The organism is Nitrospirota bacterium (assembly GCA_040754395.1).
Lineage (GTDB): Bacteria > Nitrospirota > Thermodesulfovibrionia > Thermodesulfovibrionales > SM23-35 > JBFMCL01.
Window position 1 is genome coordinate 1 of sequence record JBFMCL010000031.1, and the last position, 25,883, is coordinate 25,883.

Here is a 25,883-nt window from a genome sequence, read left to right on the forward strand (position 1 = left end):
GAGAATATCGTGTATACTCTGTTCATGGTCTGTTCCTCCTTGCTGGTATAGGGTTTGGTCACCACTATTTTCCAACAAGTATAAAGAACAGACCGATATTTATAAATATTTACCGGACACTAATGACATAATATGAATAATTGGATACTATACGAAGAGCATGCTTATTTGTGATATGGTTCAACACGTAGATTGCTCTTTACCGACTTCACACCACTTACTTCTGTAGATATGTCAATGATTCTTTTTTCTGCGTCCCTGTCCGGAACAACACCTGTAAGTGTGACATTTCCCCTGAACGAGTCAACATTGATCTTGAGGTAATTAAGGGACGGTTCTCTGACAATATGGGCATTGATAGTTGTCGTAATGGAAGCATCGTCTACTATCTCACCGGCTGTTCTCCCTGTCAGGGATGCACATCCTGTGGTGCACATAATGAAAACCGCAAGAAATATGCACAGTAATCGTCTCAAGATACGCTCCTGTAGAATTCTTGTATTTAATGATTTCACGATTCGTTCAACTTGTCAAGATCAGGGTGGTTACATATATAGCATGAAAGCTGCACTCTTGTGCAAATCCGCTTTCTGTAATAGAATACTACTTTCTTTTTTGCGCATATTCCGTGCACGGAAGAATAATAATGAAGATGTATTGGAGTATTCCAGTGACGCTCGATGAACGAATAGAAACGATATTTCCTAAGATTGAAGATGTTCCGGAGAAATTCTTCCTGAAATCATCTGTAAGTCAGAAAGAGTATCTGATCAACGGAGAATTGCGCGTATGGGAGGGTAAGACGCAGGAAGTTCTCTCGCCGATATCATTGGTGACATCATCTGGCCTATCGAAAATAACGCTAGGCAGTTATCCTATTTTGACAGAAAATGAGTCAGCAGAGGCACTTGAGGCTGCAAAAATAGCGTATAACAACGGAAGAGGACTCTGGCCTGCGCTGCCCGTCTATGACCGCATAAATTATATGGAAGGTTTCCTGAAACGGATGAAGAGTAGCAAAAAGGAGATAGTTGCCCTGCTGATGTGGGAAATAGGAAAACCGTTCCATGAGGCAGAAAGGGAGTTTGACAGGACGGTTGACTATATTACGAATAGCGTCGAAGCGATGAAATTCCTTAACAGAACGTCCTCACAGTTTGTCATCGAGAAGGGAATCATCGGTCAGATACGGAGAGCCCCGCTCGGTGTAGTGCTCTGCATGGGGCCGTTCAATTATCCGCTGAATGAAAGCTTTACAACACTCATACCAGCGCTGCTCACGGGAAATACTGTTATCTTCAAACCGCCGAAAATTGGGGTGCTCCTGCATTATCATCTGCTGAAGGCATTCAGAGATTCCTTTCCCCCCGGAGTGGTAAATACCGTGTACGGAGAAGGCAGCCAGGTCATAACACCGCTCATTGTTTCGGGAGAAATTGACATGCTTGCTTATATCGGATCGAGCAGAGTGGCAGATATCCTGAAAAGCGGACATCCGAGACCGCACAGATTCCGTGCTGTTCTCGGTCTTGAAGCGAAGAATCCCGCGATTATTCTGCCGGATGCCGATCTTGACATAACCATACCCGAATGCATTGAAGGCAGCCTTTCCTTTAACGGTCAGAGATGCACAGCGCTGAAGATATTATTTGTTCATCATGACATTGCAGGACGGTTTCTCGATAAATTTTCGGAAGCCATCGGGAATGTCAGCATCGGCATGCCATGGCATGAAAACGTGATGATTACACCCCTTCCCGTAACCGGCAAAACAGAATATCTTTCGAGACTCATAACGGATGCAAGGGCATACGGCGCACAGATACTGAATCCATGCGGAGGAAAGGTCAACCATACATTCATGTATCCCGCTCTTGTATTTCCTGTAAACAAACATATGAGGCTGTACAGTGAAGAGCAGTTTGGCCCTGTTGTTCCTGTTGTTCCTTATGATGACATCGAAGTTCCCATACATTATATCGTTGAATCAAGCTATGCTCAGCAGGTAAGCATATTCGGCAATAATCAGGACACTATCGGAAGACTTCTTGACGTACTGGTTAACCAGGTATGCAGGGTAAATATCAACAGCAAATGCCAGCGCGGTCCGGACATTTTTCCGTTTGCAGGAAGAAAGGACTCGGGAGAAGGAACTCTGTCCGTATCCGATGCCCTTCGTGCATTCTCGGTTCGGACGATTGTTGCTGCAACGGAAACAGCAAAAAACAAAACAATATTTCAGCGAATCGTAAGAGAACGAAGATCCAATTTTCTCTCGACGGACGTTATCCCGTAAGTACACGATACCATTGGGTTACTTAGAGATTTCCGGTAACATACTTCAGTCTCAGGGCTGCCAATACGGCATCATAGACGGCATTATAGAAGTTGCTGTAGCTTTTGATGCGGAGAGATTCGGCATCAAGAACTTCGGTATTGATACCGACACCTTCACGATATCGGTCTTTCACCACTCTCAGGTTTTCTTCTGACTGTTTCATGGCATCACGGCTTACCTCAATACGCCTGTGGGTTACATCGATCTCCAGGCATGCCTGCCTGACCCACAGGCTGATCATCGAAGCTGTGTTTGCACGAAGGTTTTTCAGTGCTTCTGCCTTCTGCAGCAGGTGCCCTGAATTATATCGCGATATTCCACCGTCGAAAATATTCCATGTGAGGCCGAACGTGGCCGACCAGACATCTTCATACAGTTGGTATTTATTCTGCTGATAGCTGTAGGTGCTGGAAACGGCAATCTGTGGTCCGGAGGAAGCGCGTATTCCTGACGCCTGATGCTGTAATGCCCTGACCTGTTCGTCAAGAGATGAAAGTTCGGGACGGTTCTGCAGGGCCTTCGAAGTCATTTCATTGATATCCGGGTTGAAATGCTCTGCAGAAAGGTCCTCAAGGGTGACCCGATGGTCGAGGGAGCGGTCCATAAGCCTGTTATAAGAAGCATAGGCAATATCGAGAGTGTTAAGCGTCTGTATCAGCCTCTGGCGGGCGTCTGCAAGTGCAACCTGCGAAGCAAGAAGGTCGTTTTTTGTCACTACACCCTGATCATAAAAGTTGGCAACATCCTTTGCATGGGATTCGAGGCTCCCGACGTTTCCCTCTGCCACTGCAACAAGGCTTTTTGCCCTTAACACGTTCACATACGCCTCAGCGACATCAAGCTTCACATCAAGAGAAGTCTTTGTTTCATCATGTACCGAAGTATTCAAAACGGCTGCGGCAGTATCGATCCCGCTGGTGATACGGCCGCTCGAGAAAAGAGGAACTGTAATGGAAACACTGAAGGAAAGGCTTTTATCTTCAGCGGTATGGATTTCCAGAGGGGTGCTGCCCGGAACATGAAACAGTGCCCCGGGGTCATTGTTCAGTATAGAATATCCGCTTTCCAGTGAGAGAGAGGGCAGGCGAACGGCAAGGGCTGATGAGAGATTCAGCCGGTTTGCTTCAGTATAATTACGGCTTGCGATTATGCGCTTGTCCGCAGAGAGAGCGGTTTTCCATGCTTCTTCGAGCGTCTCTGCAGCTGAAAAACCGGAGTATATCCAGAAAAAACATATTGCAGCAATAAAAGATCTGAACAGTGACCGTTTGAACATGATGTAGACCTTTCGGTTTCATGATATGGAATGAGACGCAGCAGTGAATGCGTATTCACTGTTACGTTCACTATTATACTTGATTTTCAGTATGCATGTTCGGACTCAAAATCATTGAATTCCGGGCAATGAATTGATTCCTGCTGCTTCAACAAATTATATGTGATGTTTGAAGGAAATCGTTGAATAATACGTGTTATCAAAATTTGCCGAGGTTTTTCGCCAGTGCGGTCGTTTCCTGCAACAGATTTTCAACTTCAGCAATCCCTCTCCCCCAGAACCTTTCATCAGAAATATCTATACCGATATTCATGAAGATGTTCCTCGGAGAATCAGACAGGCCTGCTGAAAGAAATTCCTTTATCTTTGATATGAATGAGGGAATTTCCTTCACAGAGTTCTGGAGTGATTTGGATATCAGGAGTCCGCTTGCGTAAGAATAGACATAGAAGAAGCTCCTGATATGTCCCCAGTATACCCACCAGTTTTCTGAACCGGGAGACTGTTCAACGGCATCCCCCATGTATGCGGCCATATTTTTCTGAAAAAGCTTTCCTATTTCTTCCTTTGAAAGGTATCCTTTCGCTCTGAATTCTGCATGCAGTTCATGTTCGAAACAGTAGCAGGCGATCTGTCTGAATATCGTTGATACTTCGTCATTAAGTCTCATCATCATGACCGATAGTCTCAGTTCATCATCCGCATTTCGCAGCATCTCCTGAAGCACGAAATCTTCCATGAATGTGCTTGCCACTTCTGCTGTTGAAATCGGCGTTCCAAAGTTCAGCGCATTCTGACTGGCTCTGGTCAATTCATTATTTATTCCGTGACCCATTTCATGTGCAAGGGTGAGAACATCATTCAGTCTGCCGGTATGGTTCAGGAGAATATATGTAGGGTGAGATATGAGGTGATGAGCACAGAACGCTCCGCTTGTCTTGCCCTTTCTCGGATAGACATCGAAATGACCGTTCTGTATGAACCTCTCAAGGATATCCGCAAATGATATGTCGAGCTTTCTGAACACCGAAAGGAGCAGCCTGAGGGATTCCCGGTAAGAATATCTCCTGCTGATATTCCCGTATTCCACATTCCTTTCATGATATTGCAGCTTTCTGACATTAAGAAGACGTGCCTTCAGTGAGTAATATCTCGAAGAGATGTCGAAATTATCGGATACAGTTCTGACAAGGGCATCTACGATATCACTTTCAATATCATCGCTCATATGTCTGGAGAGATCGGGGCGAGAAAAGCCCCGAAGATCGTCATCTACTTTCTTGTTAGCAAGGATAGCGTTTATTTCTGCCTCAGCAACATCAGCATGACGCTCAAGGATGTCGTTGAATGCCCGTGCTGCCGAATTCCTGGTTTTCTTGTCGCTGCTGTTCATAAGGCTGATCAATTCGGAAAAAGTCCTGCGGCTTTTGCTGCCGCTTTCGGTGACTATCTCCCGTTCTTCCTTCACAAGAAAACCTGATGTCATCTTGACCCAATTTGAGTATGAGGAAGGTGTTTTAAGGTTCATAATCTTTTCTTCGGATTCGCTCAGAAGATATCTGGACTCTGCGAAAATGCGTTCAAGGAAATGCCTGTATGGCCTGAGGCGTGGATGTCGGAGGAATTTCTTCTGGGAACGTTCAGGAATCCCGGCTAGCCGGAGATGGAAGAACTGTATATCGTTTTCGATCTTTTTACTGTTCTGCTCGATAATATTGAAGCGTGCCTTGAGCTTCGGATCATTCTGATCCTGGGAAGTTCGAAGCCAGAAATAGTACCCCTCGTCACCATCTGCTCCGTATAATCTTCTCCATCTTTCATATTCATCGAGCGCCTGGTGCAGTATCAAAGGGGACCTGAGATAATCAGAACGGGCTTTCCATTTATTTATGAATGCATAGCTTCTTCTTTTTACCGTTTTTCTCTTTGCTCCTATTGAAGGATCGTCGTCACCGTCAAAGAGATGGGTAAGATTCCAGGCGACATGTTTCATAGTTGATATGCTCCGAGGGTAATATTATGAATGTAAAAACTGATCAAAAAACATGAAAAGAACACAAAAAACTCCCCGCTTTGAGGCGGGGAGTTTTTTGTGTTATGACAGGTGATGCTAATCACCCATAATAAGGATCTCAACCCTTCTGTTTTTCGCTCTGCCTGAGCGCGTCTTGTTTGACGCAACAGGTTGAGTCTCTCCGTAACCGATTGTACTTATTTTTGAACCGTCAAATCCTCCTTTCTCGATAAGATATTTCATTGTGGCATCTGCTCTTCTCTCTGAAAGCCCCTGGTTATATTTTTCAGTTCCGGTGGAATCGGTATGGCCTTCCAGTTTTATTCTGGCACCCGGATACTTTTTAATGAAATCAATCGCTTTTTTCAGCTGAGCCATATCGGATTTTCTTATGACCGCCTTGTCAAAGTCAAAATTAATCGTCAGGGTAAACCTGTCGATAACCCTCTCTGCCTTGGCAGGACAAAGGGCATTTGCTTTTTTGGTAGCGTCCTTGGCCATTGCAATAGCCTCTTTTGTCCGGCATGCCCAGAATGTTTCATATGCGCTGTCCTTCTTGTTTTTTGCGTCAGCAAATTCAACAGGGCACTGTTTGTCCTTTCCGGCCTTCTGCGCAGTATCAACAGCCCTCTCAGCCGCAGGCAATTCATTTGGATAATACCAGATTCCCTTCTTCGGGGCAAACTCCATTCCCGCACAACCAGTCAGGAACAGTAATGATAAAACAGAGATCACGACAAATAGTCTTTTCAAGGGGATTGTTGTCACGTTTACACCTCCTTGTGGAAAAATTAGTATATCGGAAAAATCAACATGCTAACCTCAGATGCTGGACCATATATCACCCCCTTTTTGGATTGAAATTATATAAGAAAATACATCCTTGAACTGCTATTTCGAAAATTATATCATATCTCTTACTGAATTTTAACAATGTCGAGAGTTTTTTTGATTTGAGTACCATGAAAAAATCATTCAAAGGAGGTGAGCATGAAATACCAGATTGGCACAGCGGGAAGGATAATCGTTGCGAGGTTCGAGGACAAGGAAGATATTCTTGATACTCTCATAAACATCGCAAAAAAGGAGAATGTAAGGAGTGCGGTGTTGTATCTCCTTGGTGGTATAAAACAGGGAAGGATTGTGGTTGGTCCGGAAGAAGAAACGATGCCGCCAAAACCGGTATGGAAGAATATTGAGGAAAGCCATGAGGTCGTCGGGATTGGCACGATTTTCTGGCAGGACAACGAACCGAAGATACATTTTCACGGGGCATTTGGAAAAAAGGAAATGGTAAAGGTTGGCTGCCTGAGGGGGACGTCCGAAACCTTTCTCGTGCTTGAAGCCTTTATCGTAGAGATTAAGGGCATCGATGCAAAAAGGGAACTTGATCCTGTTTCCGGATTGTCTCTTTTGAAACTGTAGCCCAGCATGAAAACAATACGCTTGCTCCTCCTTCTCCTTGTTGTTATACCGTCTCTCGCGGAAGCGGATATGGTAATCGGCGGAGAAATTGTTTACAAGGTGGTGAAAGGTGACACGATTGAACATATAGGGGCAAAATTAGGGGTAAACTGGAGAAGCATTGTTAAAAATAACGGAATAGATATAAGAAAACCTCTCAGGATAGGGCAGGAAATACGGGCTGACAACAGGAAGATAGTACCAAGAAAAATCGATAATGGCATCATCATAAACATTCCTGACAAGACCTTATACTATTTTATAGAAGGTGAACTTGTACATTCTTTTCCGGTTGGCCTGGGCAAACCTGCATGGATGACTCCTGAAGGAAAATTTACCATAGTATTAAAACAGAAAAACCCGACATGGTATGTCCCGAAGTCGATACAGCGTGAGATGGAAATGAAAGGAGATGTTGTAAAGGATATTGTGCCTCCAGGGCCGAATAATCCTTTGGGCAGGTATTCTGTGAAGACATCATTGCCCGGAATCCTCATTCATGAGACGATATGGCCGACATCTGTGTATCAGTACAGAAGTCACGGTTGCATACGCGTTTTGCCGTCTGATATGGAAGAATTTTTTAATAGGGTTGAGATAAGCACATCAGGTGAGATACTATATAATACAGTTAAGGTTGCTGTTTCCAATGACGAGAGGATACTGCTTGAGGTGAACAGAGATATATACAGAAAAATTGTCAGCCTGGATGCTGAAGCAAAGCAAATGATCATCAACGCAGGACTCGAAGAAAAGGTTGACTGGCAGAAGGTGGATATGGTGGTAAGAGAAAAATCGGGTATTCCGGAAGATATAACCTTATGATAACGAGAAGGAAATTTTTCAGAGCATTGTTTGCCGGTTCGGCAATGCTCTGTTGCAGCGATGTTTTTGCTTCAAAGAACGCTCTCGAAGAAGTCGCCTCGCTTATGCTCGGCAAAAAACCCGGTGCCGCTGAACGCAGCGTATCAAGAAAATTTCCCGATGAAAAAAAGCTGAGCATGCAGAATATTCATACGGGAGAAAGTCTTAATATCCAGTATTATTCAGACGGTGTCTATGATCTTGAAGCCATTGGCAGGATAAATTATTTTCTCAGATGCCATTACACAGATGAAGTAAAGGAAATCGACATTGGTCTTTTAGACCTCCTCTGTTGCATAAAAGACAAAATAGGTCATGACAAAACAATACAGATAATATCAGGGTACCGCTCGGACATTTATAATCATTTCCTGATAAGCCAGGGACGGAATGTAAGCAAGAACAGTCTTCACCTGCAGGGCATGGCTATCGACTTTACCCTGGAAGGGATACACACCAGTACCATTTCACAAATCGCAAAATCATTCGAAGCAGGAGGTGTGGGGCAATATCCTGAATTTGTCCATATCGACGTGGGCAGGGTAAGATACTGGTAAAGAATTCAAGCCTTTCTTATAAACCATTCTTTCGTTTCTTCATTCAAGTATATGCTGTGCTGGAAGCCGTCACTTCCGAGGACCTTGAAGCAGCGCTTTCGTATCCTGTCATGGACACCTTCCTCGATCCACATGTCGGTAATACGTGTCACTTCAATTCGCTCATTGTTCAGAAAAAAAGCGCGGGGAGTTTCCGCATCGCGACGGCCTGCATACGCGATTACCTCAATTCTGCTTTCGTCCATTGCAGTACACCTTTTGCGATTAGATAATCATGTGCGATCTGGCATATCATTTCTCAGCATGAAACTGATCACCGCTTTCGTCACATTGGACAAGAAATCGAAATCAAGCGTATCAGACCGGTCGTGCGAAGTGTGGTAATGCGGGTTTCTGAACATCGCGGTATCAGTCAACATGAGAGCAGGATACCCGTAATCCCAGAAAGATGCATGATCGCTGAAGCGGCTTTCAGGGACAATGCGTCCGGAAAGAGGAACTTTATATGGGACGATAGGCAGATCGGGAACGAATTCTCGCGATATGCCGCAAAAATCACGCATTATCATTTTTGATTTGCTGTTCGCTATAACTCCGAGAAAATTTGCCGTTTTTGGCACGGGAATTCTTACAAACAAAGGAACAAACTGGCTGCCTTCTGTTTCATCAGTATACCCGACCGATTCAAGGATCAGGATAGCCCTGTACCTTATTTTTGATTTACGTGCCTGGCGGGCGAAATGATCGCTTCCAATGAGGAATTGTATGGTCTGCAGCTGGGGTTCTTCAAGGGAAAATGCGACAAACTGTATGCTATTGTTTAGCGTAAGATTAAAAATAACATTTGCTGCTTCGAGCAATACCGCTACACCGCTTGCATTGTCATCCGCGCCGGGACTGCCCCAGGCAGCGTCATAATGTGCACCTATAAGGGTGAGAGCCGATTGTTCGTCAATACCTTGATGAAAAGCGACGATATTACGGTAAGACCTGCCATGAAAAATGAACTGCTGATTTTCTACTTTCAGGTTCAGTGAACGCAGCGTATCTTCAATGAATACTGCTTTTTTCTCGAGGGAATGGTAATTTTCCGAGCCATGACGCAATCCTTCGATTTTTTTCACATACCATTGAAGTCTTTCCCTGCTGACATTCATTAATATCTGGGGAATCGTATTATTCATAATAACATTTTGATATCCTGAAGTATAACAAATGAACGTACCGATTAATTCTATCACTTTAGCTCTATGAAATCATCACTTAACAAGGGAAAATGACTGTTGACAATTAGCATTAGCTTTATTCTAAAATACAATTGACCCTTGTGTCCGTTCTCAAATGCTGTCAGGGGAAGTGTTTGTTGCACATCATGCCGTCCCGCTGATTGCAAAAGGTCAGGTAAAAAGTGTCCTCGAAGTATTCCACCGTTCGCAGCTTTTCCCTGATCCGGAATGGCTGGAATTTTTTGAGGTTCTTGCTGCTCAGGGCGCCATAGCGATCGATAATGCCTCCGAAGAGTTTCAGATAATGTGCAAGCACCCCGTCTATGCCTATAACATGCTGTCTCAGATATTCTTTCTGCGTCAGGCTCTGAATATTCCTTACTGCCACCATGAGAGATGGGATGGCACCGGATATCCAAGAGGGCTGCGGGGTGAGCATATACCGCTTGAGGCCCGAATATTCGCGGTAGTCGATGTGTGGGATGCACTCAGGTCTGACCGCCCGTACCGTAAAGCGTGGTCAAATGAAAAGGCACAGGGATATATCAATGAGAACAGGGGAAAACACTTTGACCCTGTTGTCGTCGATGCGTTCCTGAAGATGATTGCGTAGGAGTTTTTTCCCTCGAAGGATACTTTTTCAGGCTAACCCTTATTTTTCTTGAAATCTTCAAAAAAATCTGTTATCCAATAGACTATGGCAAAAAAAGTATACCTGAAGGATTCGGAAACATTAAAAGTACTCAAAAAAAAAGTTGATGCCCTCAAAATACTTTCTGAGATATCCGCAATAATATCTTCCACATTTGATCTCGATGAACTCCTGACCATCGTCATGGAGAAGGCCAAAGGTGTCATGAACGCTGAAGCCTGTTCGATTCTTCTGTACAACAAGGAGACAAAAAAACTCGAGTTTGAAGTAGCCCTATGCCGGGAAAAAGCAACGTCAGAAATATTGAAGAAAAAAATCACGCTTGACCTCGGCCAGGGGATTGCGGGATGGGTTGCAGAAAAAAGAGAGATTCTTATTATCGGAGACGTGAGAAAGGACAGGAGGTTCTTTCAGGAAGCTGACAACATAACAGGATTCGTAACGAAGAGCATCATCGCTGCACCCCTTATAGGCAGGAGAGGTCTCATAGGAGTTGCAGAAATCATCAACCCGAAAAAAAAGGAGTATGACCTCGAAGTATTGCAGATACTCATCAGGCATTTTGCAATCGCGATAGAGAATGCGTTTTTTTACAAAGATGCCATTGAAAGGGAAAGGCTGAAACAGGAACTCGAGATTGCGTCATCATTGCAGAAAAGCTTTCTCCCTGACTCTCCGTCTTTCTCAAAAGCACTTATCACGGTTTCTGCTGTGAACATCCCTGCAAAACAGGTTGGAGGAGACCTTTACGATTACCTTGACCTTTCAGGACACAGAATGGGGGTATTTATCGGTGATGTCTCGGGGAAAGGAGTAACCGCTGCACTGTTTATGGCAAAGATAATAAGTGACTTCCGGTATGCTGCCGGCGCAGAAAAAACTCCTGATGCGGTGATGAACCGCCTGAATCTCCTGTTTTCACGGGCACCCCGAGGAATGTTTCTGACCGCAACGTATCTGATTATTGATGCGTTTGCTGGCATACTTGATATTTCGGTGGCGGGACACCCTCCATGCCTGTGGATTACCGGAAATAACGTTGAGGCGTTATCTGTCGATTCAGGTCCCCCTTTAGGAATCATTCCTGAAAAATACCTTTCTGAACGTGTTACCCTCTCAAGGGGTGACAGGATTATTCTGCTTACCGACGGGGTCTTTGAGGCAAGGAATAAAAAGGGACACATGATCGGATTTGGTAACCTTGTGAAGTTTGTGAAAGATCATGTGCGTGAGGGTCATCTTCCCCAAAAAATTGCTGATTATGTCAGAGATTTTTCGAAGTCTGTTGAAATATCCGATGACCTGACTATTGTAGAGGTTGGGTATGGGTATGAAGGAGCACAGCATGGATAACGCCTATGAATGCAGGATGATATGATGAGAGATTCCGCGGTCATTACCGTGCCGTCACATCCCAGATACCTTGCAGTAATCAGAGCTGTGACAGGAAAAATGGGAGAATTATGCGGGATTGATGAAAATACCACCGAGGACATAAAACTCGCTGTGGATGAGGCATGCACAAATGTTATCAAGCATGCATACAGGGGGGACGTTTCAAGAAAGATTGTTATAAAATACAGAATAACCCGGAAGGCATTCAGGGTTGCCATAGAGGATAACGGGGTCAGAGCGCACGAGGACGTATTAAAAGGCAGGAACCTGAATACCATACGGCCCGGAGGACTCGGCATACATCTGATAAAAAGAGTTTTTGATGTCCTTGCGTTCGACGAAAAGAAAAAGATCGGCAACCGTCTGATTCTTGTGAAATACCTGAAAGGGGAAAAATGAACATTCATATCGGAGACTGCAGGGGTGGAAAAGTGGTCGCAATATCTGGAGAAATAGATATGTATTCGTCGCCTGAACTCAGGGAACAGATGATGAACCTCATCGGTCAGAGAATATCAAATATGCTTATTGATTTCAGGCAGGTATCGTACATAGACAGTTCAGGCATTGCCACCTTTGTTGAGGGACTTAAATCCATGAAGAATTACGGCGGCAGACTCCGGTTTTTCGGGATACCTCAGGGGATTATGGAGATATTCAGTTTTTCGAAGCTGGACAGGGTTTTTGAGATATACGGGAATATTGACGATGCCATCAATAGCTGAAACCCTGTGCAGCTTTGCCGGCAAAAAAGCAAAACCCTTTCTTAAGGAAGTCCACGATGCATCGAAGATCATTAACGATATTTTTTACTGGGCGGTTATTTCTCCTCTCAGGGGAAGGCCCGTCCGATTCCGTGCGGCCGTATCGGAGATGGTAAAGGCAGGATACAACTCTGTGCCCATAGTTGCCGTAATTTCATTGTTTATCGGAATAATCCTTGCGTTTCAGTCAGCCTACCAGCTGAAAAAGGTAGGAGCGCTGATCTATGTCGCCAATCTTATAGGGGTATCAATAACGAGAGAACTCGGACCTATAATCACGGCCATTATCGTATCAGGCAGGAGTGGTTCGGCTTTTGCTGCGGAGATCGGATCCATGAAAGCGGCTGAAGAAATCGATGCGCTTATCAGCATGGGTATAAATCCTGTCAGATTCATTGTCGTCCCGAAGCTCATCGCGCTCATGATAATGGTTCCTGCCCTCACAATTTTTTCCGATATCATCGGTATGCTCGGAGGGTTCATTCTTTCTGTCTCGGTTCTGGAAATACATCCTGCAAGTTATTTCCAGCAAACTGTCAATGCACTGCTAGTAAAGGATGTAATGACCGGACTGGTCAAAGCATGGGCGTTTGGCATACTGATTACTATTGTCGGATCATACCAGGGATTCAAGGTGACCGGAGGGGCAGAGGAGGTCGGAAGGAGGACAACAGCAGCAGTTGTTGCGTCCATTTTTCTGGTAATCGTATTTGACCTGTTTTTTACGGCACTTTTTTATTATTTCACATAACGGCATCGTTTTTTTCCGATGATGTGCTGACACATGCAGGAGTAAGATGGAAAATGCAATAGAAGTGACCAAGCTTTCTTCCTATTATGGAGAGCGGGAGATCCTGAAAAGAATCTCCTTTGTCATACCGAAAAACATGACGACGGTCATACTCGGGGGAAGCGGATGCGGCAAAAGCACACTCCTTAAGCACCTGATCGGTCTGCTGAAACCTGCCAGCGGGAGTATTCTCATACAGGGAACAGACATTACGCAGCTGGATGAAGAATCAATGAATGAGGTGCGGAAGAAAATGGGAATACTGTTTCAGGGTGCGGCACTGCTCAATTCCCTCAATTTGCTGGACAATATCGCGCTTCCCGTGAGGGAGCATACCAGGATTAAAGAATCAACCATAGGGATTATGGTTCGCATGAAGCTGGATCTCGTCGGTCTGTCGGGTTTTGAAGGGTTCTATCCTTCTCAGTTGTCGGGAGGGATGAAAAAAAGGGCAGGACTGGCAAGGGCAATCGCACTTGATCCTGAACTGCTGTTTTTTGATGAGCCGTCTGCAGGGCTGGATCCTATCACCGCGGCAGGGCTTGATGACCTTATCGTAAGTCTTAAGAATGTGTTTAAAATGACTATAGTCGTAGTCACTCATGAACTGCCAAGTGTATTCACGATCGCAGATTATGTTATCATGCTGGATGCCGGAGAAGTGATATTTTCAGGATCTCTCGATGAGCTGAAGATGTCGGATCACCCCAGGATAAGAATGTTTCTCGAGAGAAAACCGGAGACCGGCACATATGTTCCAGAAGACTATTTCAACATCATTGCAGGCGAATAACCCACTTGTTCACCTGCTTTGCAGGAAAAAAGCATGATGCCAATGCAAAAGGCAGCGCATTGAAAGAAGAAATCAAGGCCGGAATAGTAATCATATCGTCTCTTCTGATACTCAGCGGAATCATTATTATGATTGGCGGAGGACAGTTCTTTGAGAAATCCGACGTTTACTATGTGAAGGTAATGAACGCAGCCGGGCTTGAAACCGGTGCGCAGGTCAGGCTGGGGGGAGTCAGGGTTGGCAGGGTATTAAAAATTACGGCACCCGATCAGCCCGGGGAAGCGGTATCCATACAGATCGGTCTGAAACCCGGCACGGTACTGTACAAAGGAACCAGGGCGCTGATATCTCAGGTTGGGTTTGTCGGTGACATATACCTTCTTCTCGCTGTTGAAAACACAGAAAACGAAAAGATCTCGGTCGGTGAAGTCATTCCTTCTGAAGAAAAGGTCCAGTTCGATGTACTCATGGCAAGAATCGACAGCCTTTCCCATTCAGTTGATGCTCTGATAAAGGATGTGGACAAAATCTTCAGTGACAAGAATCTGAAAGGCATCGAGACTCTCATCGGCAACACAAATACCGCAATAGTTTCAGGATCGACAAACCTCGATAAGGTTGCTGCAAGCCTCAAGACAACAACCGACAAACTTGCAAGCGTGCTGGGCGAAATAGAGGAAATTGTGAAAGTCAATAAAGGCGATGTTTCCGGATTGATCAGAAAAGCCAGAGAAGATGTCGAGAAAGCTGGCGAGATGATCAGGAGCTTTGAATCAACGGCAAAGTCTGTGGATAAGACCTCGAAATCACTTGACCGTGTTATCGATTACCAGTCAAGGAATATCGAAAATCTCATCAATACGATGACAAGCACTACAGAAGAACTGCAGGAACTTCTCCGGGAAATAAAGCACAAGCCATGGAGCATCATTTACAAGGAAAAAAGAGGTGAGTGAGATGCAGCGATTTTTTGTTGTCATTTTGTCAGTCTTCCTGATTGCAGCGTGTACCATGCCGGTTACGAAAATTTACAGTATATATGTCGATACTTCAGCAAAAAAAGAGAGAGTGAAAGAGAGGGGATTCACATCGAATCCACCTGCGGAACGATCCGTTGCAATTTTAGTCGATGTCCCGAGGTATCTCTCCCAGCCATACATCGCCTATCGCACGTCACCTTATCAGCTTGAAATTTCGCGGTACTCAAAATGGGAGGCTCCACCGGGTGACATGGTAAGGGAATTATTCAGGGAAAAGCTTTTCCTGTCAGGATATTTTCATGAAGTGAGAGCTTCCAGCGTGGTTCCGGAAGGGTTTTATGCACTTGAGATAAAAATGAAAAAGTTCGAACGGTTTGATGATGCTGACGGATCATTCGGAGACCTTCTGTTAGAAATAAAAATGACCTCTCCGGACAACAGGGAGATATACTATGGAACCATGGCAGGACATGTTCGTCTCGCTGACAAGTCATTTCTGAGCCTTGCCATGGGATTAAGCAAAGCGCTTTCTGATTCCATTGATGGGGTAATCGATGATATTGCCGGTGTTTTGAGTAACTGACTGAGGGTATTTAACGACAATGATGTCTGCCGCAGGAATGCGGGGAACCCGTATTCTTATGATGCAGACGATTCCTTCACAATAGCATGCAATGACGCCAGTGCTTCTTCGAACTTGTCCAGATCTCTGGTCCCTCCCTGAGCCATTTCGGGCTTGCCTCCGCCTCTTCCTCCTGCAATTCTGGACATATCCTTCATAATTGTGCCTGCATCATATTTTCCAGCAAGGTCTTTTGTTACCATGCAAACGAATGATGCCTGACTGTCAGCGACAGATGCAACAATGATAATCCCGGATTGCAGACGGTCTCTGACAGTATCAGCAAGCATGCGAAGTTCGTTCTGCGTGAGCCCATCCTGGCGTATCCTGACGATTTTTACGCCGTTGTGAATGCTGGCATTTTGCAGTGCAGAATTCACTGCATCCCTTGAAGAACCTGCCCCTGTTTTCAGCTTCTGAATTTCCTTTTCCATCAATTTTGTGTCACTGAGGAGTTTGTCTATCCTTTCCAGAGGACTGTCCGTTTTTAGCATGGCTTTCATGGTTTCGATGTCACGTTTTCTCTCCCTCAGATAAACGAAGGCTGGCTTGCCGGTGAGCGCCTCAATGCGTCGTATGCCCGACGCGACGCTTCCCTCAGAAAGGATTACAAACAGACCGATTTCTCCCGTAGATCTGCAATGGGTGCCGCCACAGAGTTCCGCGCTGACACCGGGCACTCTGATCACACGGACTTTTTCTCCGTATTTTTCCCCGAACAGTGCAATGACCCCGGACTTGAGTGCATCGCTGATTTCCTGGATTTCTGTCTCAACCTGAATATTCTCGAGTATCCTTTTATTGACAATGTCTTCAATCGTTTCAATATCTCTATGAGCAATCTGATGGAAATGGGAGAAGTCAAAACGCAGTCTTTCCGGTGATACATAGGAACCCGCCTGTTTCACATGGTCTCCAACGACGCTGCGGAGGGCGGCGTGAAGAATGTGGGTTGCGGTATGGTTGCGTGCGGTGGCATATCTTTTCTCACTGTCAACTGCACATCTCACCGTATCCCAGACTCTGAGGCGCCCGGTTTCCACTTTCACGATTTGGACGTGAAGACCCATTTCTCTTTTTGTATTCAGGACAGCAGCACGGGAATCTTTGCTTGTCAGGATTCCGACATCTCCGGTCTGTCCGCCTGACTCTCCATAGAATGGTGTCCTGTCGAGTAGCACTTCTGCAACATCACCTGCAGACACCTCTCTGATTATCTTTCCATCCCTGAGGATTGCCTTAACCGTTGACTCCATTTCCAGAGTATCATGCCCCTCAAAGGCTGTTGCGCCAATTTCGGACTGAAGTTCCCGGTAAATGGAGGCCACAGCCTCATCCTCGCCAACCCATGAAGCCCTTGCCCTTTCTTTCTGCAGATCCATTTCCTGATGGAAGCCATATTCATCAATAGTCAATTCTTTATCCATCGCAATGTCTCTGGCAAGATCAAGAGGAAACCCAAAGGTGTCATAGAGCCTGAAAAGTTCGTCCCCCGGGATAATGGTACTGCCGGATTTTATCACGGAATTCATGATGTCATCGAGCATTCTCATTCCCTGTTCGAGCGTACGGGAGAAACGTTCTTCCTCAAACAGGACAAGTTTTGCAGCTCGCTCCCTCTCATGAATGAGTTCCGGATACACGTTGCCCATAGTATCTGCAACAGCATCTATGAGACGGTACAAAAAAGCACCCTCTACTCCGAGCAATTTGGCATGGCGCGATGCCCTTCGCATAATCCGTCTCAATACATACCCTCTGCCTTCATTGGATGGGATCAGGCCCTCGGAAAGAAGGAATGCCGTTGCACGAATATGGTCAGCGATAACCTTCATGGAAGTGTCGCTTGCAGTTTCCTGCCCGTATTTGACACCCGATAATGCTTCAATGGCTGATATCACGGGTGAAAAGACGTCTGTATCGAAATTCGTCTTTTTTCTTTGCAAAACAGACGTTATTCTTTCGAGTCCCATTCCTGTATCGATGCTTGGCTTGGGAAGCGGAACAAGTGAGCCGTTATCGTCACGGTTAAACTGCATGAATACGAGGTTCCACAATTCGAGGTATCTGTCACAGTCGCACCCGACTCCGCAATCGGGTTTTCCGCACCCAAGCGCTTCGCCCTGATCAATGATTATCTCCGAACAAGGTCCGCATGGTCCGGTATCGCCCATTTGCCAGAAGTTGTCCTTTGCGCCTAAACGCACTATTTTTTCTTCAGCTATCCCGGTAACCTCTGACCAGAGCCTGGCAGCTTCATCATCTTCTTCAAAGACTGATACGTAAAGTTTTTCCTTCGGTAATCCGAACCAGTCCGTCAGAAGTTCCCATGCAAAGATCATAGCTTCCCTCTTGAAATAATCACCAAAGGAGAAATTGCCGAGCATCTCGAAGAAAGTGTGATGTCTTGCGGTATGACCGACGTTTTCAATGTCACTGTGTTTCCCGCCTGCCCTCATGCATTTCTGACATGATACGGCCCTGGTATAATCCCTGTGCTCTTCTCCGAGAAAAACCGATTTAAACTGGACCATCCCTGCATTGACAAAAAGAAGAGTAGGGTCATGCCGGGGGATGAGCGGAGAACTGGGGATAAGCCTGTGGTTTTGTGATTGAAAGTAATCCCAAAAAGCCTTTCTTATTTCTGAACTATTCATTTGCTTACAGCAATTCCATTTTATTCCTGCATCGGTTACTTGATATACAGCAGTTTTCCGTCATAAAAGAAAAGAAGCTTTGTCCCAATTACCCCGAGAGTTCCCATCTGCGTATAAATCCATTCTTCTCTTGTTTTCTCTTCAAAGGAGTCAAGGAACTTAATGGTATCGGGAGATCCCCATGCATAGCGTACCTGTTCCTTGGACATTCCCAGATTGATCTCTCCCTTCCGTATATGGTCCTGTATGTTCTGCGGATAGTTCCTAATCTCTTCTTCTGTGTAGCGGACGGCCTGTGTGCACGCAAGCTGCGCGGACAGCAACAAAACAAGAATTGCAAAAAGCATTTTTTTCATGACTTTTCCTCCTCGAAGGCAATGTCTTTAAAAACCTGTACTATTGTATCTGAAGAATATCCCCTTCTCAACAGAAAGTTATACAGACGACGTTTTGCGGTCATTTCTGAACAGCCCCTGAGGACCCTGAGTCTCTTATGAACCAGCCTGCGGGCATTGTCAAAATCGCTGTGGTTATCTTCATGAAATACACGGTCAACGATATCGCGCCTGATTCCCCTCCTCAGAAGATATTGTCTTGCCCCGTTCCTGCTCAGCATCCTCGAACTCAGGGCATCGGTCTTGAGTGTTTCTGCAAGAACCAGATCATCGATAAACCCTTTTCCGATAAGGTACTTCATTGTGGAAGAGACAACAGAGATTGGAAACCCTCTTTTTTCAAGCCGTTCCTGCATTTCCTGTGCACTCCTTCCCCTGTAGCCAAGCAATTTCAACGCGTACTGTCTTGCCTTATTTTGAGAATCTTTCAATTTTCATCTTGCCCTTATCTTCCTTTTCGGGAGTCATGACAGGCCTGATAGCGATCTGCTCTTCAAGGGTAAGCTCACTCGTTGAATGTATGCCTTTTACCTTAAGTACAAAGTCATCTGGTTTTGTGGCCCTTCTCAACGCCTCTTCATAGGTTATCAATCCCTGCTTGTAAAGAACGATAAGAGACTGGTCAAATGTCTGCATCCCGTAATGGAGAGTCCCCTGTTCGATCACATCCGGAATAATCTTTGTTTTATCCGGGTCAAGAATGCAGTCTTTGATAGTGGTTGTTGCGATAAGGACTTCTACAGCCGGAACCCTTCCTTTTCCGTCGGCCATCGGCATAAGTCTCATGGAAATGATGCCTTTCAGTACTGAAGAGAGCTGCATTCGTACCTGTTTATGCTGATAGGGAGGAAATACCGCAATAATCCTGTTAATCGTTTCTGCCGCATCTATTGTATGGAGCGTACTGAGCACCAGATGGCCTGTTTCTGCCGCAACGAGAGAGGTCTGTATTGTCTCGAAGTCACGCATTTCACCCACAAGTATAATGTCCGGATCCTGTCTCAGTGCCTGACGCAGCGCCTTGCTGAATGATTCCGTATCGCTGCCTATTTCTCTCTGATTGACTATGCTCTTCTTGTCCCTGTGAAGGTATTCAATGGGATCTTCGATCGTCATGATATGTTCGGTGCGGTTGCCGTTTATGAGATCAATCATCGCCGCGAGAGTTGTTGACTTTCCACTTCCGGTAGTTCCCGTAACAAGGACAAGACCCCTCTGTTCCATCGCAATTTTTTTAATTACTTCGGGAAGATGCAGTTCATCGATAGTCGGAATTCTCATGGGAATGACCCTGAAAACAAGACCCACTGTGCCCCTCTGCATAAAGATATTGCATCTGAACCTCCCGAGACCAGGCACGCTGTAAGCCAGGTCGATATCATTTTTTCTCTTGAATACCTCTGTCTGCCCAGGGGTCATGACCGATAATGCAATCTTCATTGCGTCCTCATGACTCAGCTTTTTTTCTGTGGTGAGCGGTGTGAGTTCTCCGTATATCCTCAGAATAGGCGGAGAGCCAACTTTGATATGAACGTCTGATGCACGAAGAGAGGTTGCATGTCGCAAAAGTTCATTGATATCCATAGCTACCTCCTTAAATTGAATGCCTCAATGATCTTGTTTTCTATCTCATTGCAGACTTCAAGATTATTTCTAAGAAATTCCTTGGAATTTTCTCTTCCCTGGCCGATTTTATTGCTTACATAACTGTACCAGGAGCCTGATTTCTCTATTATTCCCTTCTCGACACCGAGATCGACTATTTCTCCAACCCTTGAAATTCCCTCATTGAAATAGATATCGAATTCAGCCTGCTTGAAAGGAGGAGCAACCTTGTTCTTTACCACTTTTACCCTCACACGGCCGCCTATCGTCTCCTGATTTTCCTTGATATTTTCTATTCTCCTGATATCGAGCCTCATTGAGGAATAGAATTTCAGCGCGTTTCCGCCTGTTGTTGTTTCAGGGCTTCCGAACATGACCCCGATCTTCATTCGTATCTGGTTTATGAATATTACAGTTGTGAGAGACTTTGATATCGCTGCGGTCAGTTTTCTCAACGCCTGACTCATAAGTCTTGCCTGAAGTCCCGGCAGTGAATCTCCCATATCTCCCTCTATCTCGGCCTTTGGAACGAGCGCGGCAACTGAATCGATCGCAATCACATCCAGAGCTCCGCTTCTGACAAGGACCTCAGCGACTTCGAGTGCTTGTTCCCCGGTATCGGGCTGCGAGATGAGAAGGTCTTCTATTCTGACCCCGAGCTTCTGGGCATAGCTCACATCAAGTGCATGCTCTGCATCAATAAACGCTGCAGATCCTCCGGCTGCCTGAGCCTGTGCAATGGCACCCAAGGCAAGTGTTGTTTTTCCTGAAGATTCAGGCCCGAATATTTCTACAACCCTTCCTCTCGGAAAACCTCCGATGCCTGTTGCGATATCGAGGGCAAGGGACCCTGTGGGGATTACCTGAATGCCCTCGGCAATCCCTTCAGCCCCGAGCTTCATGATTGAGCCTTTGCCGAAACTCTTTTCGATCTGGGAAATAGCCATCTCGATTGCCCTGGTCTTATCTTTATTCGTCATATCTCCTCCGTTTTGTCTGCAACCCGTATTGACGAGCGGTTAGTAGTTTTATAAATGGTTACTCATTCCGAGACTGATATCAGCAAGAGAACTGTATTCAGCTCCTTTTGGTTTCAACTCACTTTTCATAAGTATAACGCTTTCCACGGAAAATGTACCGAATTCCTTATTGCGGTAATTGTCAAGTTCGCTCAGAACATTGATGATGCCCCTCTGTGCACGAACCCTTCCGAGCGTCAAATGCGGCGTATATTCCCTGCCCTCTCTCTTATAACCGATAAGTGACATACAGTGATCAATGTCATTGACGAGCCTTTTCAGTATTTCCGTATCTTCAATGCCGGTCCATATTACCCTGGGATATCTTTTATTCGGGAACGCTCCTGTACTGTGTATTTTAATACAAAAGGGATTATATGTTGAAACAATGCTTTTAAGGGATTCTTTTATCCGGGGGAGAAGAATATCAGGGGTAGTGCCGAGAAACTTGAGTGTGAGGTGGAGGTTTGCAGGGAGTACCCACTTGACGTCAGCGTCATGCTTTTTCAGCACCTCAAGGAACGCTCCTATCTCTTTTCTTACCTGTTCCGGAATTCCTATTGCAATAAAACACCGCAAATTCATTTCAAGGTGTATCAGAAAAGCATTTTCCAGGTCTGCAAAACAGCATTCGCATACAAGGCAGCCAATGCATCATCTGCCATGATGCCAACCCCGCCCCGGAAGAAGGATTCAAGCCGTTTTATAGGAAACGGTTTTAGTATATCGAAAACTCTGAATAAAAAAAAAGCTGAAACAGCGTAGTGCATGCTAAATGGAATGAAAAGGACTGCCAGAAGGAACCCGCAGAATTCGTCAATTACGATATGTCTGCTGTCCTTCTGATTTAGGGCATGTTCAGCGCGATGTGACGTAAGGATGCCAAGTGGAATTATTACTGATAAAACGAAGATATGCAGGGTAACAGAAGGTCTGATAAGAACATAGAAAAGAAAGGCTGCGAAGGTCCCGAAAGTGCCGGGAGCAAAGGGGATATACCCAATAAAACCGAGAGTGGCAATATATTTGCAAACGGTATTCATGAAATCCTGACGGGAGACTAGTCTGTCACAATTATTCCTGAATTATTGTGTACGAAAATTTTATTTTGGCAGTTCCTTCAAGCGTTGCTTTTACGGAACAGTATTTATTCATGGACAATTCGACTGCCCGTTTGACCGCTTCTTCAGATATATTTCTTCCCCTTACTGCAAATTCCAGGGTTATGTCGGTAAATTTTTTGGGATAATCTTCAGCTTTTTCCCCCTTTACAGCAATTTCGATTCCTGTCACATCCTGTTTCTTTTTTTTCAGAATGGAAATCACATCCATGCCGGAGCACCCGCCTATGCCAAGCAGAAGAAGCTCCATCGGCCTTGGACCGGAATTCTGTCCACCTACGGTGGGGTCTCCATCCATTACAAGAGCATGTCCTGACGAAGAAGTTCCTACAAACTGAAGACCTTCTACATAGTTTATTCTTGCCTTTAACATTTTACCCTCCTAATGCATTTATGATCAGATACTAAAAGAATAGCCTGGTACGTGTGCGTATTTCAGGTCACGTACAAACATCATAATACATCCAGCAGTTTTGCGTACGACAGGTAACAGTGGATGGAGTTACTTTATTCCAGATGCACACATTTGTCAAGCAAACCTGTTGTTTAAAAAGAATAAATTGTTTTTTATTGAAAGTATTATTTTAATTAACTATTATAAATATAACAGATAAAAGAATATTTCCACAGGTATGAGAAAATGGATGCGGTCATTTTAGCCGGAGGAGAAAATACACGGATACCTGTCATTAAGGGATTCCTTGAAATAAACAGCAGAAAGATCATCGAATCGAATGTTGAATGCATGAGGAAGGTCTTTGATCGGGTCATTATCAGTACCAATACACCGGAGCTTTTTTTTTATCTCGGAACACCAATGATAGGAGATGTCCTTCCGCATCGCGGGCCAATGACAGGAATCTTTTCTGTATTATCTGTTCCCGATGTCTCCGAGGTATTCATTTCAGCATGTGACATGCCTTATATTAATGTTATACTGGTACAATATATGAAAGAGAAATGGTCTCGCGGATGGGATGCAGCAGTCCCTGTTTTCGAGAGAAAACCGCAGCCGCTTTTCGCCATATATTCGAAAAAGATCGCGGAAAGAATGGAAGAAAAAATACGAAAAAACAGAAAATGCCTTAAAAGATTCCTCTCGGAAATTAATGTGCTCTATTTCAAGGAGGAAGATGTAAGAAATCTGGATCCCGAAGGACGTTCATTTGTTAATATTAATACCATGGAAGATTTCCATAGAGAGGGGGGTAAGACATGTTTGGTTTAGGCACGCAGGAGCTGATCATCGTTCTGATAATCATTGTTGTTCTTTTCGGCGCTACAAGGCTTCCGCAGATAGGTAGCGGTATCGGACAGGCGATCAAGAATTTCAAGAAGAGCGTTAGTGAAGGTGAAGAGATCGATGTAACACCCGAAAAAGACAATAAACAGGAAACGAAAAAAGAAAAAATAAAAGAAGGTGACTAGAGGCCCTATCGCAGAGGTTGATCTGTCTGCTATAGCGCATAACCTTCAAGCAATACGAAAAATTGTAAAAAACCGGCCTGTTATCGCCGTTGTCAAGGCTGACGCGTATGGACACGGCGCGGTAGAAGTTTCAAAAAGACTGCTCAAAGAAGGAGTCACTTGCCTTGCTGTAGCATTTACCGGAGAAGCGAGAGAATTGAGGGATGCGGGTATCAGCATTCCGGTGATAGTGCTGTTCGACAGGAATGATATAAACGCGTTCTTTGAATTTCATCTGATACCGGTTATTTCTGATGTAGAGACTGCGCTGTCTCTGTCAAATGAGGCAAAAAGAAGAAACACGGCCATAAATGTCCATATAAAAATCGATACCGGCATGGGAAGGCTCGGATTACACGGGAAGAAAGTCACTGAAAATATTTTGAATATCGCGTCAATGCCGGGCATTCAGGTTGAGGGATTGCTGAGCCATTTCTCTGAAGCTGATCTTGCTGACAGATCATTTGCAGACCAGCAGATTACCCTTTTCAGGCAGGTGCTCGAGTCTGTATCCAGAAAAATAAAAGGAAAAATATGTGCACATATAGCCAACAGCGCGGCAGTCATGACCCTGGAAGAGTCACATTTCGACGCAGTCAGGCCCGGCCTAATGCTTTACGGCTATTCTCCTTTAAAGGCTTATAGATTCGGTTCACCAGAAAACCTTCCTCACGTATCAGAACTTTTTCCTGCGTTGGTTGTGAAGGCAAAAATACTCTCTATAAGAAATGTACCCTCTGGAACCCCGATAAGCTACGGAAGGACTTTTGTGACGAAAAGGCAGAGCAGGATAGGGGTTGTTTCAATAGGCTATGCTGACGGATACAGCAGGCTTTTTTCTAATAATGCAGAAATGCTTGTTCTCGGAAAAAAGGCGCCGGTCGCCGGAAGGGTCTGCATGGATCTCACCATGATCGATCTTACGGATATACCGGAGGCACAGGAAAACGATGATGCTGTTATCATCGGACGGCAGGGAAGCCAGTCAATCACCGCGGATGAACTTGCCGAAAAAGCCAATACTATATCCTATGAAATTCTTACGTCTCTGGGAAGCCGTTCCCGTAAAGTCCATGCTGAGAATCATTGAACTCATAGGAAGCACTGTAATACGTTTTGCCGAAGAACTTGGAAAGATCCTGATCCTTCTTTTCTTGTCCCTGCAACAGCTTTTCCTGCCACCCTATGAGGTAAGGAATACCTTCAAGCAGATGCTCGAAATCGGGGTGCGTTCCCTGCCAGTCGTACTCATAACCGCAATATTTACCGGTATGGTCTTTGCCCTCCAGACGTTTACCGGGTTCAAAAGATTCGGTGCCGAAGCGGTTGTTGGTACTGTTGTTGCTCTTTCCATGACAAGGGAACTGGGACCGGTTCTCACAGGCCTTATTGTCGCCGGAAGGGCAGGCGCCGCCATGGCTGCAGAATTGGGCACCATGAGAGTCACGGAACAGATTGATGCACTCGAGACACTCGCGACAAATCCGATTAAGTACCTGATAATTCCGAGGTTCATTGCAGGGATTCTGATGATGCCTGCGCTTGCTGCAGTTGCAGACATTACCGGTATAATAGGCGGTTATTTTGTTACGGTAGGATTGTTTGATACGAGCTCGATAGTCTACTGGAAAAGAACGTGGGATTATCTGGAAGTCAGTGATATCCTTAACGGCATGATAAAGGCAGGTTTTTTTGGAGCCAGCATCTCACTGATAAGCTGTTACAAGGGATTCTATACAAGAGGAGGCGCCGAGGGTGTCGGGAAGGCAACGACAGGCGCAGTTGTATTGTCGTCAATGACAATACTCATATCCGACTATTTTCTGTCAGCATGGTTATTCAATTAAGGGCAGAATGCATACCAGAACCATAAAGGGAAAAAGC

General features: G+C 45.1%; 30 protein-coding genes. 16 read left to right on the forward strand and 14 right to left on the reverse strand.

Going from position 1 to position 25,883, the window contains the following annotated elements; all coding sequences use genetic code 11:
• Positions 1 to 164: 164 nt before the first annotated feature.
• Positions 165 to 476, reverse strand: coding sequence for a BON domain-containing protein (locus AB1552_12900; protein MEW6054664.1), 312 nt, complete (start codon positions 474 to 476; stop codon positions 165 to 167).
• 194 nt (positions 477 to 670) lie between these two features.
• Here AB1552_12900 and AB1552_12905 point away from each other — a divergent pair, with 194 nt between their 5' ends.
• Complete coding sequence (locus AB1552_12905) at positions 671 to 2,296, forward strand: NADP-dependent glyceraldehyde-3-phosphate dehydrogenase (GenBank protein ID MEW6054665.1); 1,626 nt, start codon at positions 671 to 673, stop codon at positions 2,294 to 2,296.
• Between the two features lie 22 nt (positions 2,297 to 2,318).
• Here AB1552_12905 and AB1552_12910 read toward each other — a convergent pair whose 3' ends face one another.
• The 3 genes from AB1552_12910 to AB1552_12920 form a co-directional block, all read right to left on the reverse strand.
• Positions 2,319 to 3,614 carry a TolC family protein gene (locus tag AB1552_12910; GenBank protein ID MEW6054666.1) on the reverse strand — a complete coding sequence of 432 codons (1,296 nt, stop codon included), beginning with the start codon at positions 3,612 to 3,614 and terminating at the stop codon, positions 2,319 to 2,321.
• A gap of 199 nt (positions 3,615 to 3,813) precedes the next feature.
• A complete protein-coding gene (locus tag AB1552_12915) occupies positions 3,814 to 5,607 on the reverse strand; it encodes a M3 family oligoendopeptidase (GenBank protein MEW6054667.1) in 1,794 nt (597 codons plus the stop codon).
• A 117-nt stretch (positions 5,608 to 5,724) separates the two neighbouring features.
• Entirely contained in the window at positions 5,725 to 6,396 is a 672-nt protein-coding gene (locus AB1552_12920; GenBank protein ID MEW6054668.1) for an OmpA family protein, read from the reverse strand.
• Between the two features lie 222 nt (positions 6,397 to 6,618).
• Between AB1552_12920 and AB1552_12925 the strand changes: the two genes are divergently transcribed.
• Genes AB1552_12925 through AB1552_12935 form a run of 3 tightly spaced genes read left to right on the forward strand, consistent with a single transcriptional unit; the run spans position 6,619 to position 8,513 of the window.
• Positions 6,619 to 7,053 (forward strand): DUF296 domain-containing protein, encoded by a 435-nt coding sequence (locus AB1552_12925; protein ID MEW6054669.1) that lies wholly within the window; start codon positions 6,619 to 6,621, stop codon positions 7,051 to 7,053.
• Between the two features lie 6 nt (positions 7,054 to 7,059).
• Positions 7,060 to 7,917: a L,D-transpeptidase family protein gene (locus AB1552_12930; protein MEW6054670.1), complete on the forward strand. Its 858-nt coding sequence runs from the start codon at positions 7,060 to 7,062 to the stop codon at positions 7,915 to 7,917.
• On the forward strand, positions 7,914 to 8,513 hold the full coding sequence (locus AB1552_12935) for a DUF882 domain-containing protein (protein ID MEW6054671.1): 600 nt from the start codon (positions 7,914 to 7,916) through the stop codon (positions 8,511 to 8,513). The genes AB1552_12930 and AB1552_12935 overlap by 4 nt, the downstream gene beginning before the upstream one ends.
• A gap of 5 nt (positions 8,514 to 8,518) precedes the next feature.
• Here AB1552_12935 and AB1552_12940 read toward each other — a convergent pair whose 3' ends face one another.
• Positions 8,519 to 8,758, reverse strand: a complete 240-nt coding sequence (locus AB1552_12940; GenBank protein MEW6054672.1) for a hypothetical protein — start codon at positions 8,756 to 8,758, stop codon at positions 8,519 to 8,521.
• Between the two features lie 27 nt (positions 8,759 to 8,785).
• Positions 8,786 to 9,697, reverse strand: a complete 912-nt coding sequence (locus AB1552_12945) for a M28 family peptidase (GenBank protein MEW6054673.1) — start codon at positions 9,695 to 9,697, stop codon at positions 8,786 to 8,788.
• Positions 9,698 to 9,869: 172 nt separating this feature from the next.
• Between AB1552_12945 and AB1552_12950 the strand changes: the two genes are divergently transcribed.
• From AB1552_12950 to AB1552_12985, 8 genes are all read left to right on the forward strand, one after another.
• Complete coding sequence (locus tag AB1552_12950) at positions 9,870 to 10,352, forward strand: HD domain-containing phosphohydrolase (protein MEW6054674.1); 483 nt, start codon at positions 9,870 to 9,872, stop codon at positions 10,350 to 10,352.
• An 84-nt stretch (positions 10,353 to 10,436) separates the two neighbouring features.
• Positions 10,437 to 11,744 (forward strand): GAF domain-containing SpoIIE family protein phosphatase, encoded by a 1,308-nt coding sequence (locus tag AB1552_12955; GenBank protein ID MEW6054675.1) that lies wholly within the window; start codon positions 10,437 to 10,439, stop codon positions 11,742 to 11,744.
• Between the two features lie 21 nt (positions 11,745 to 11,765).
• The gene (locus AB1552_12960) at positions 11,766 to 12,185 is read left to right on the forward strand and encodes an ATP-binding protein (protein ID MEW6054676.1); all 420 of its coding nucleotides are present in this window, start codon (positions 11,766 to 11,768) and stop codon (positions 12,183 to 12,185) included.
• Positions 12,182 to 12,511, forward strand: coding sequence for an STAS domain-containing protein (locus AB1552_12965; GenBank protein MEW6054677.1), 330 nt, complete (start codon positions 12,182 to 12,184; stop codon positions 12,509 to 12,511). The genes AB1552_12960 and AB1552_12965 overlap by 4 nt, the downstream gene beginning before the upstream one ends.
• Positions 12,495 to 13,301 carry an ABC transporter permease gene (locus AB1552_12970; GenBank protein MEW6054678.1) on the forward strand — a complete coding sequence of 269 codons (807 nt, stop codon included), beginning with the start codon at positions 12,495 to 12,497 and terminating at the stop codon, positions 13,299 to 13,301. Before AB1552_12965 ends, AB1552_12970 begins: the two co-directional genes overlap by 17 nt.
• A 46-nt stretch (positions 13,302 to 13,347) precedes the next feature.
• The gene (locus AB1552_12975; protein MEW6054679.1) at positions 13,348 to 14,133 is read left to right on the forward strand and encodes an ATP-binding cassette domain-containing protein; all 786 of its coding nucleotides are present in this window, start codon (positions 13,348 to 13,350) and stop codon (positions 14,131 to 14,133) included.
• A 5-nt stretch (positions 14,134 to 14,138) separates the two neighbouring features.
• Complete coding sequence (locus AB1552_12980) at positions 14,139 to 15,089, forward strand: MlaD family protein (protein ID MEW6054680.1); 951 nt, start codon at positions 14,139 to 14,141, stop codon at positions 15,087 to 15,089.
• A 1-nt stretch (position 15,090) separates the two neighbouring features.
• A complete protein-coding gene (locus tag AB1552_12985; protein ID MEW6054681.1) occupies positions 15,091 to 15,696 on the forward strand; it encodes an ABC-type transport auxiliary lipoprotein family protein in 606 nt (201 codons plus the stop codon).
• Positions 15,697 to 15,752: 56 nt separating this feature from the next.
• On the opposite strand, the gene alaS is transcribed toward AB1552_12985, so the two are convergent.
• Genes alaS through AB1552_13025 form a run of 8 tightly spaced genes read right to left on the reverse strand, consistent with a single transcriptional unit; the run spans position 15,753 to position 22,905 of the window.
• Positions 15,753 to 18,392 (reverse strand): alanine--tRNA ligase, encoded by a 2,640-nt coding sequence (gene alaS / locus AB1552_12990; protein MEW6054682.1) that lies wholly within the window; start codon positions 18,390 to 18,392, stop codon positions 15,753 to 15,755.
• 35 nt (positions 18,393 to 18,427) lie between these two features.
• Positions 18,428 to 18,748, reverse strand: a complete 321-nt coding sequence (locus AB1552_12995; GenBank protein ID MEW6054683.1) for a hypothetical protein — start codon at positions 18,746 to 18,748, stop codon at positions 18,428 to 18,430.
• Positions 18,745 to 19,218 (reverse strand): regulatory protein RecX, encoded by a 474-nt coding sequence (locus AB1552_13000; protein ID MEW6054684.1) that lies wholly within the window; start codon positions 19,216 to 19,218, stop codon positions 18,745 to 18,747. Before AB1552_13000 ends, AB1552_12995 begins: the two co-directional genes overlap by 4 nt.
• Positions 19,199 to 20,371, reverse strand: a complete 1,173-nt coding sequence (locus AB1552_13005; GenBank protein ID MEW6054685.1) for a PilT/PilU family type 4a pilus ATPase — start codon at positions 20,369 to 20,371, stop codon at positions 19,199 to 19,201. The genes AB1552_13000 and AB1552_13005 overlap by 20 nt, the downstream gene beginning before the upstream one ends.
• Positions 20,372 to 20,373: 2 nt before the next feature.
• Positions 20,374 to 21,372 carry a recombinase RecA gene (gene recA / locus AB1552_13010; protein MEW6054686.1) on the reverse strand — a complete coding sequence of 333 codons (999 nt, stop codon included), beginning with the start codon at positions 21,370 to 21,372 and terminating at the stop codon, positions 20,374 to 20,376.
• 48 nt (positions 21,373 to 21,420) lie between these two features.
• Complete coding sequence (gene thpR / locus AB1552_13015) at positions 21,421 to 21,990, reverse strand: RNA 2',3'-cyclic phosphodiesterase (GenBank protein MEW6054687.1); 570 nt, start codon at positions 21,988 to 21,990, stop codon at positions 21,421 to 21,423.
• A gap of 17 nt (positions 21,991 to 22,007) precedes the next feature.
• Positions 22,008 to 22,454: a phosphatidylglycerophosphatase A gene (locus AB1552_13020; GenBank protein ID MEW6054688.1), complete on the reverse strand. Its 447-nt coding sequence runs from the start codon at positions 22,452 to 22,454 to the stop codon at positions 22,008 to 22,010.
• Positions 22,455 to 22,485: 31 nt separating this feature from the next.
• The gene (locus AB1552_13025) at positions 22,486 to 22,905 is read right to left on the reverse strand and encodes an OsmC family protein (GenBank protein ID MEW6054689.1); all 420 of its coding nucleotides are present in this window, start codon (positions 22,903 to 22,905) and stop codon (positions 22,486 to 22,488) included.
• Positions 22,906 to 23,172: 267 nt separating this feature from the next.
• On the opposite strand from AB1552_13025, the gene AB1552_13030 reads away from it, so the two are divergent.
• The 4 genes from AB1552_13030 to AB1552_13045 are packed head-to-tail and all read left to right on the forward strand — an operon-like array spanning position 23,173 to position 25,846.
• The gene (locus tag AB1552_13030) at positions 23,173 to 23,760 is read left to right on the forward strand and encodes a molybdenum cofactor guanylyltransferase (protein ID MEW6054690.1); all 588 of its coding nucleotides are present in this window, start codon (positions 23,173 to 23,175) and stop codon (positions 23,758 to 23,760) included.
• Positions 23,748 to 23,960 carry a twin-arginine translocase TatA/TatE family subunit gene (tatA, locus tag AB1552_13035; protein ID MEW6054691.1) on the forward strand — a complete coding sequence of 71 codons (213 nt, stop codon included), beginning with the start codon at positions 23,748 to 23,750 and terminating at the stop codon, positions 23,958 to 23,960. The genes AB1552_13030 and tatA overlap by 13 nt, the downstream gene beginning before the upstream one ends.
• Entirely contained in the window at positions 23,953 to 25,089 is a 1,137-nt protein-coding gene (alr, locus tag AB1552_13040; protein MEW6054692.1) for an alanine racemase, read from the forward strand. The genes tatA and alr overlap by 8 nt, the downstream gene beginning before the upstream one ends.
• The gene (locus AB1552_13045; protein ID MEW6054693.1) at positions 25,031 to 25,846 is read left to right on the forward strand and encodes an ABC transporter permease; all 816 of its coding nucleotides are present in this window, start codon (positions 25,031 to 25,033) and stop codon (positions 25,844 to 25,846) included. Before alr ends, AB1552_13045 begins: the two co-directional genes overlap by 59 nt.
• The last annotated feature ends 37 nt before the right edge of the window (positions 25,847 to 25,883 follow it).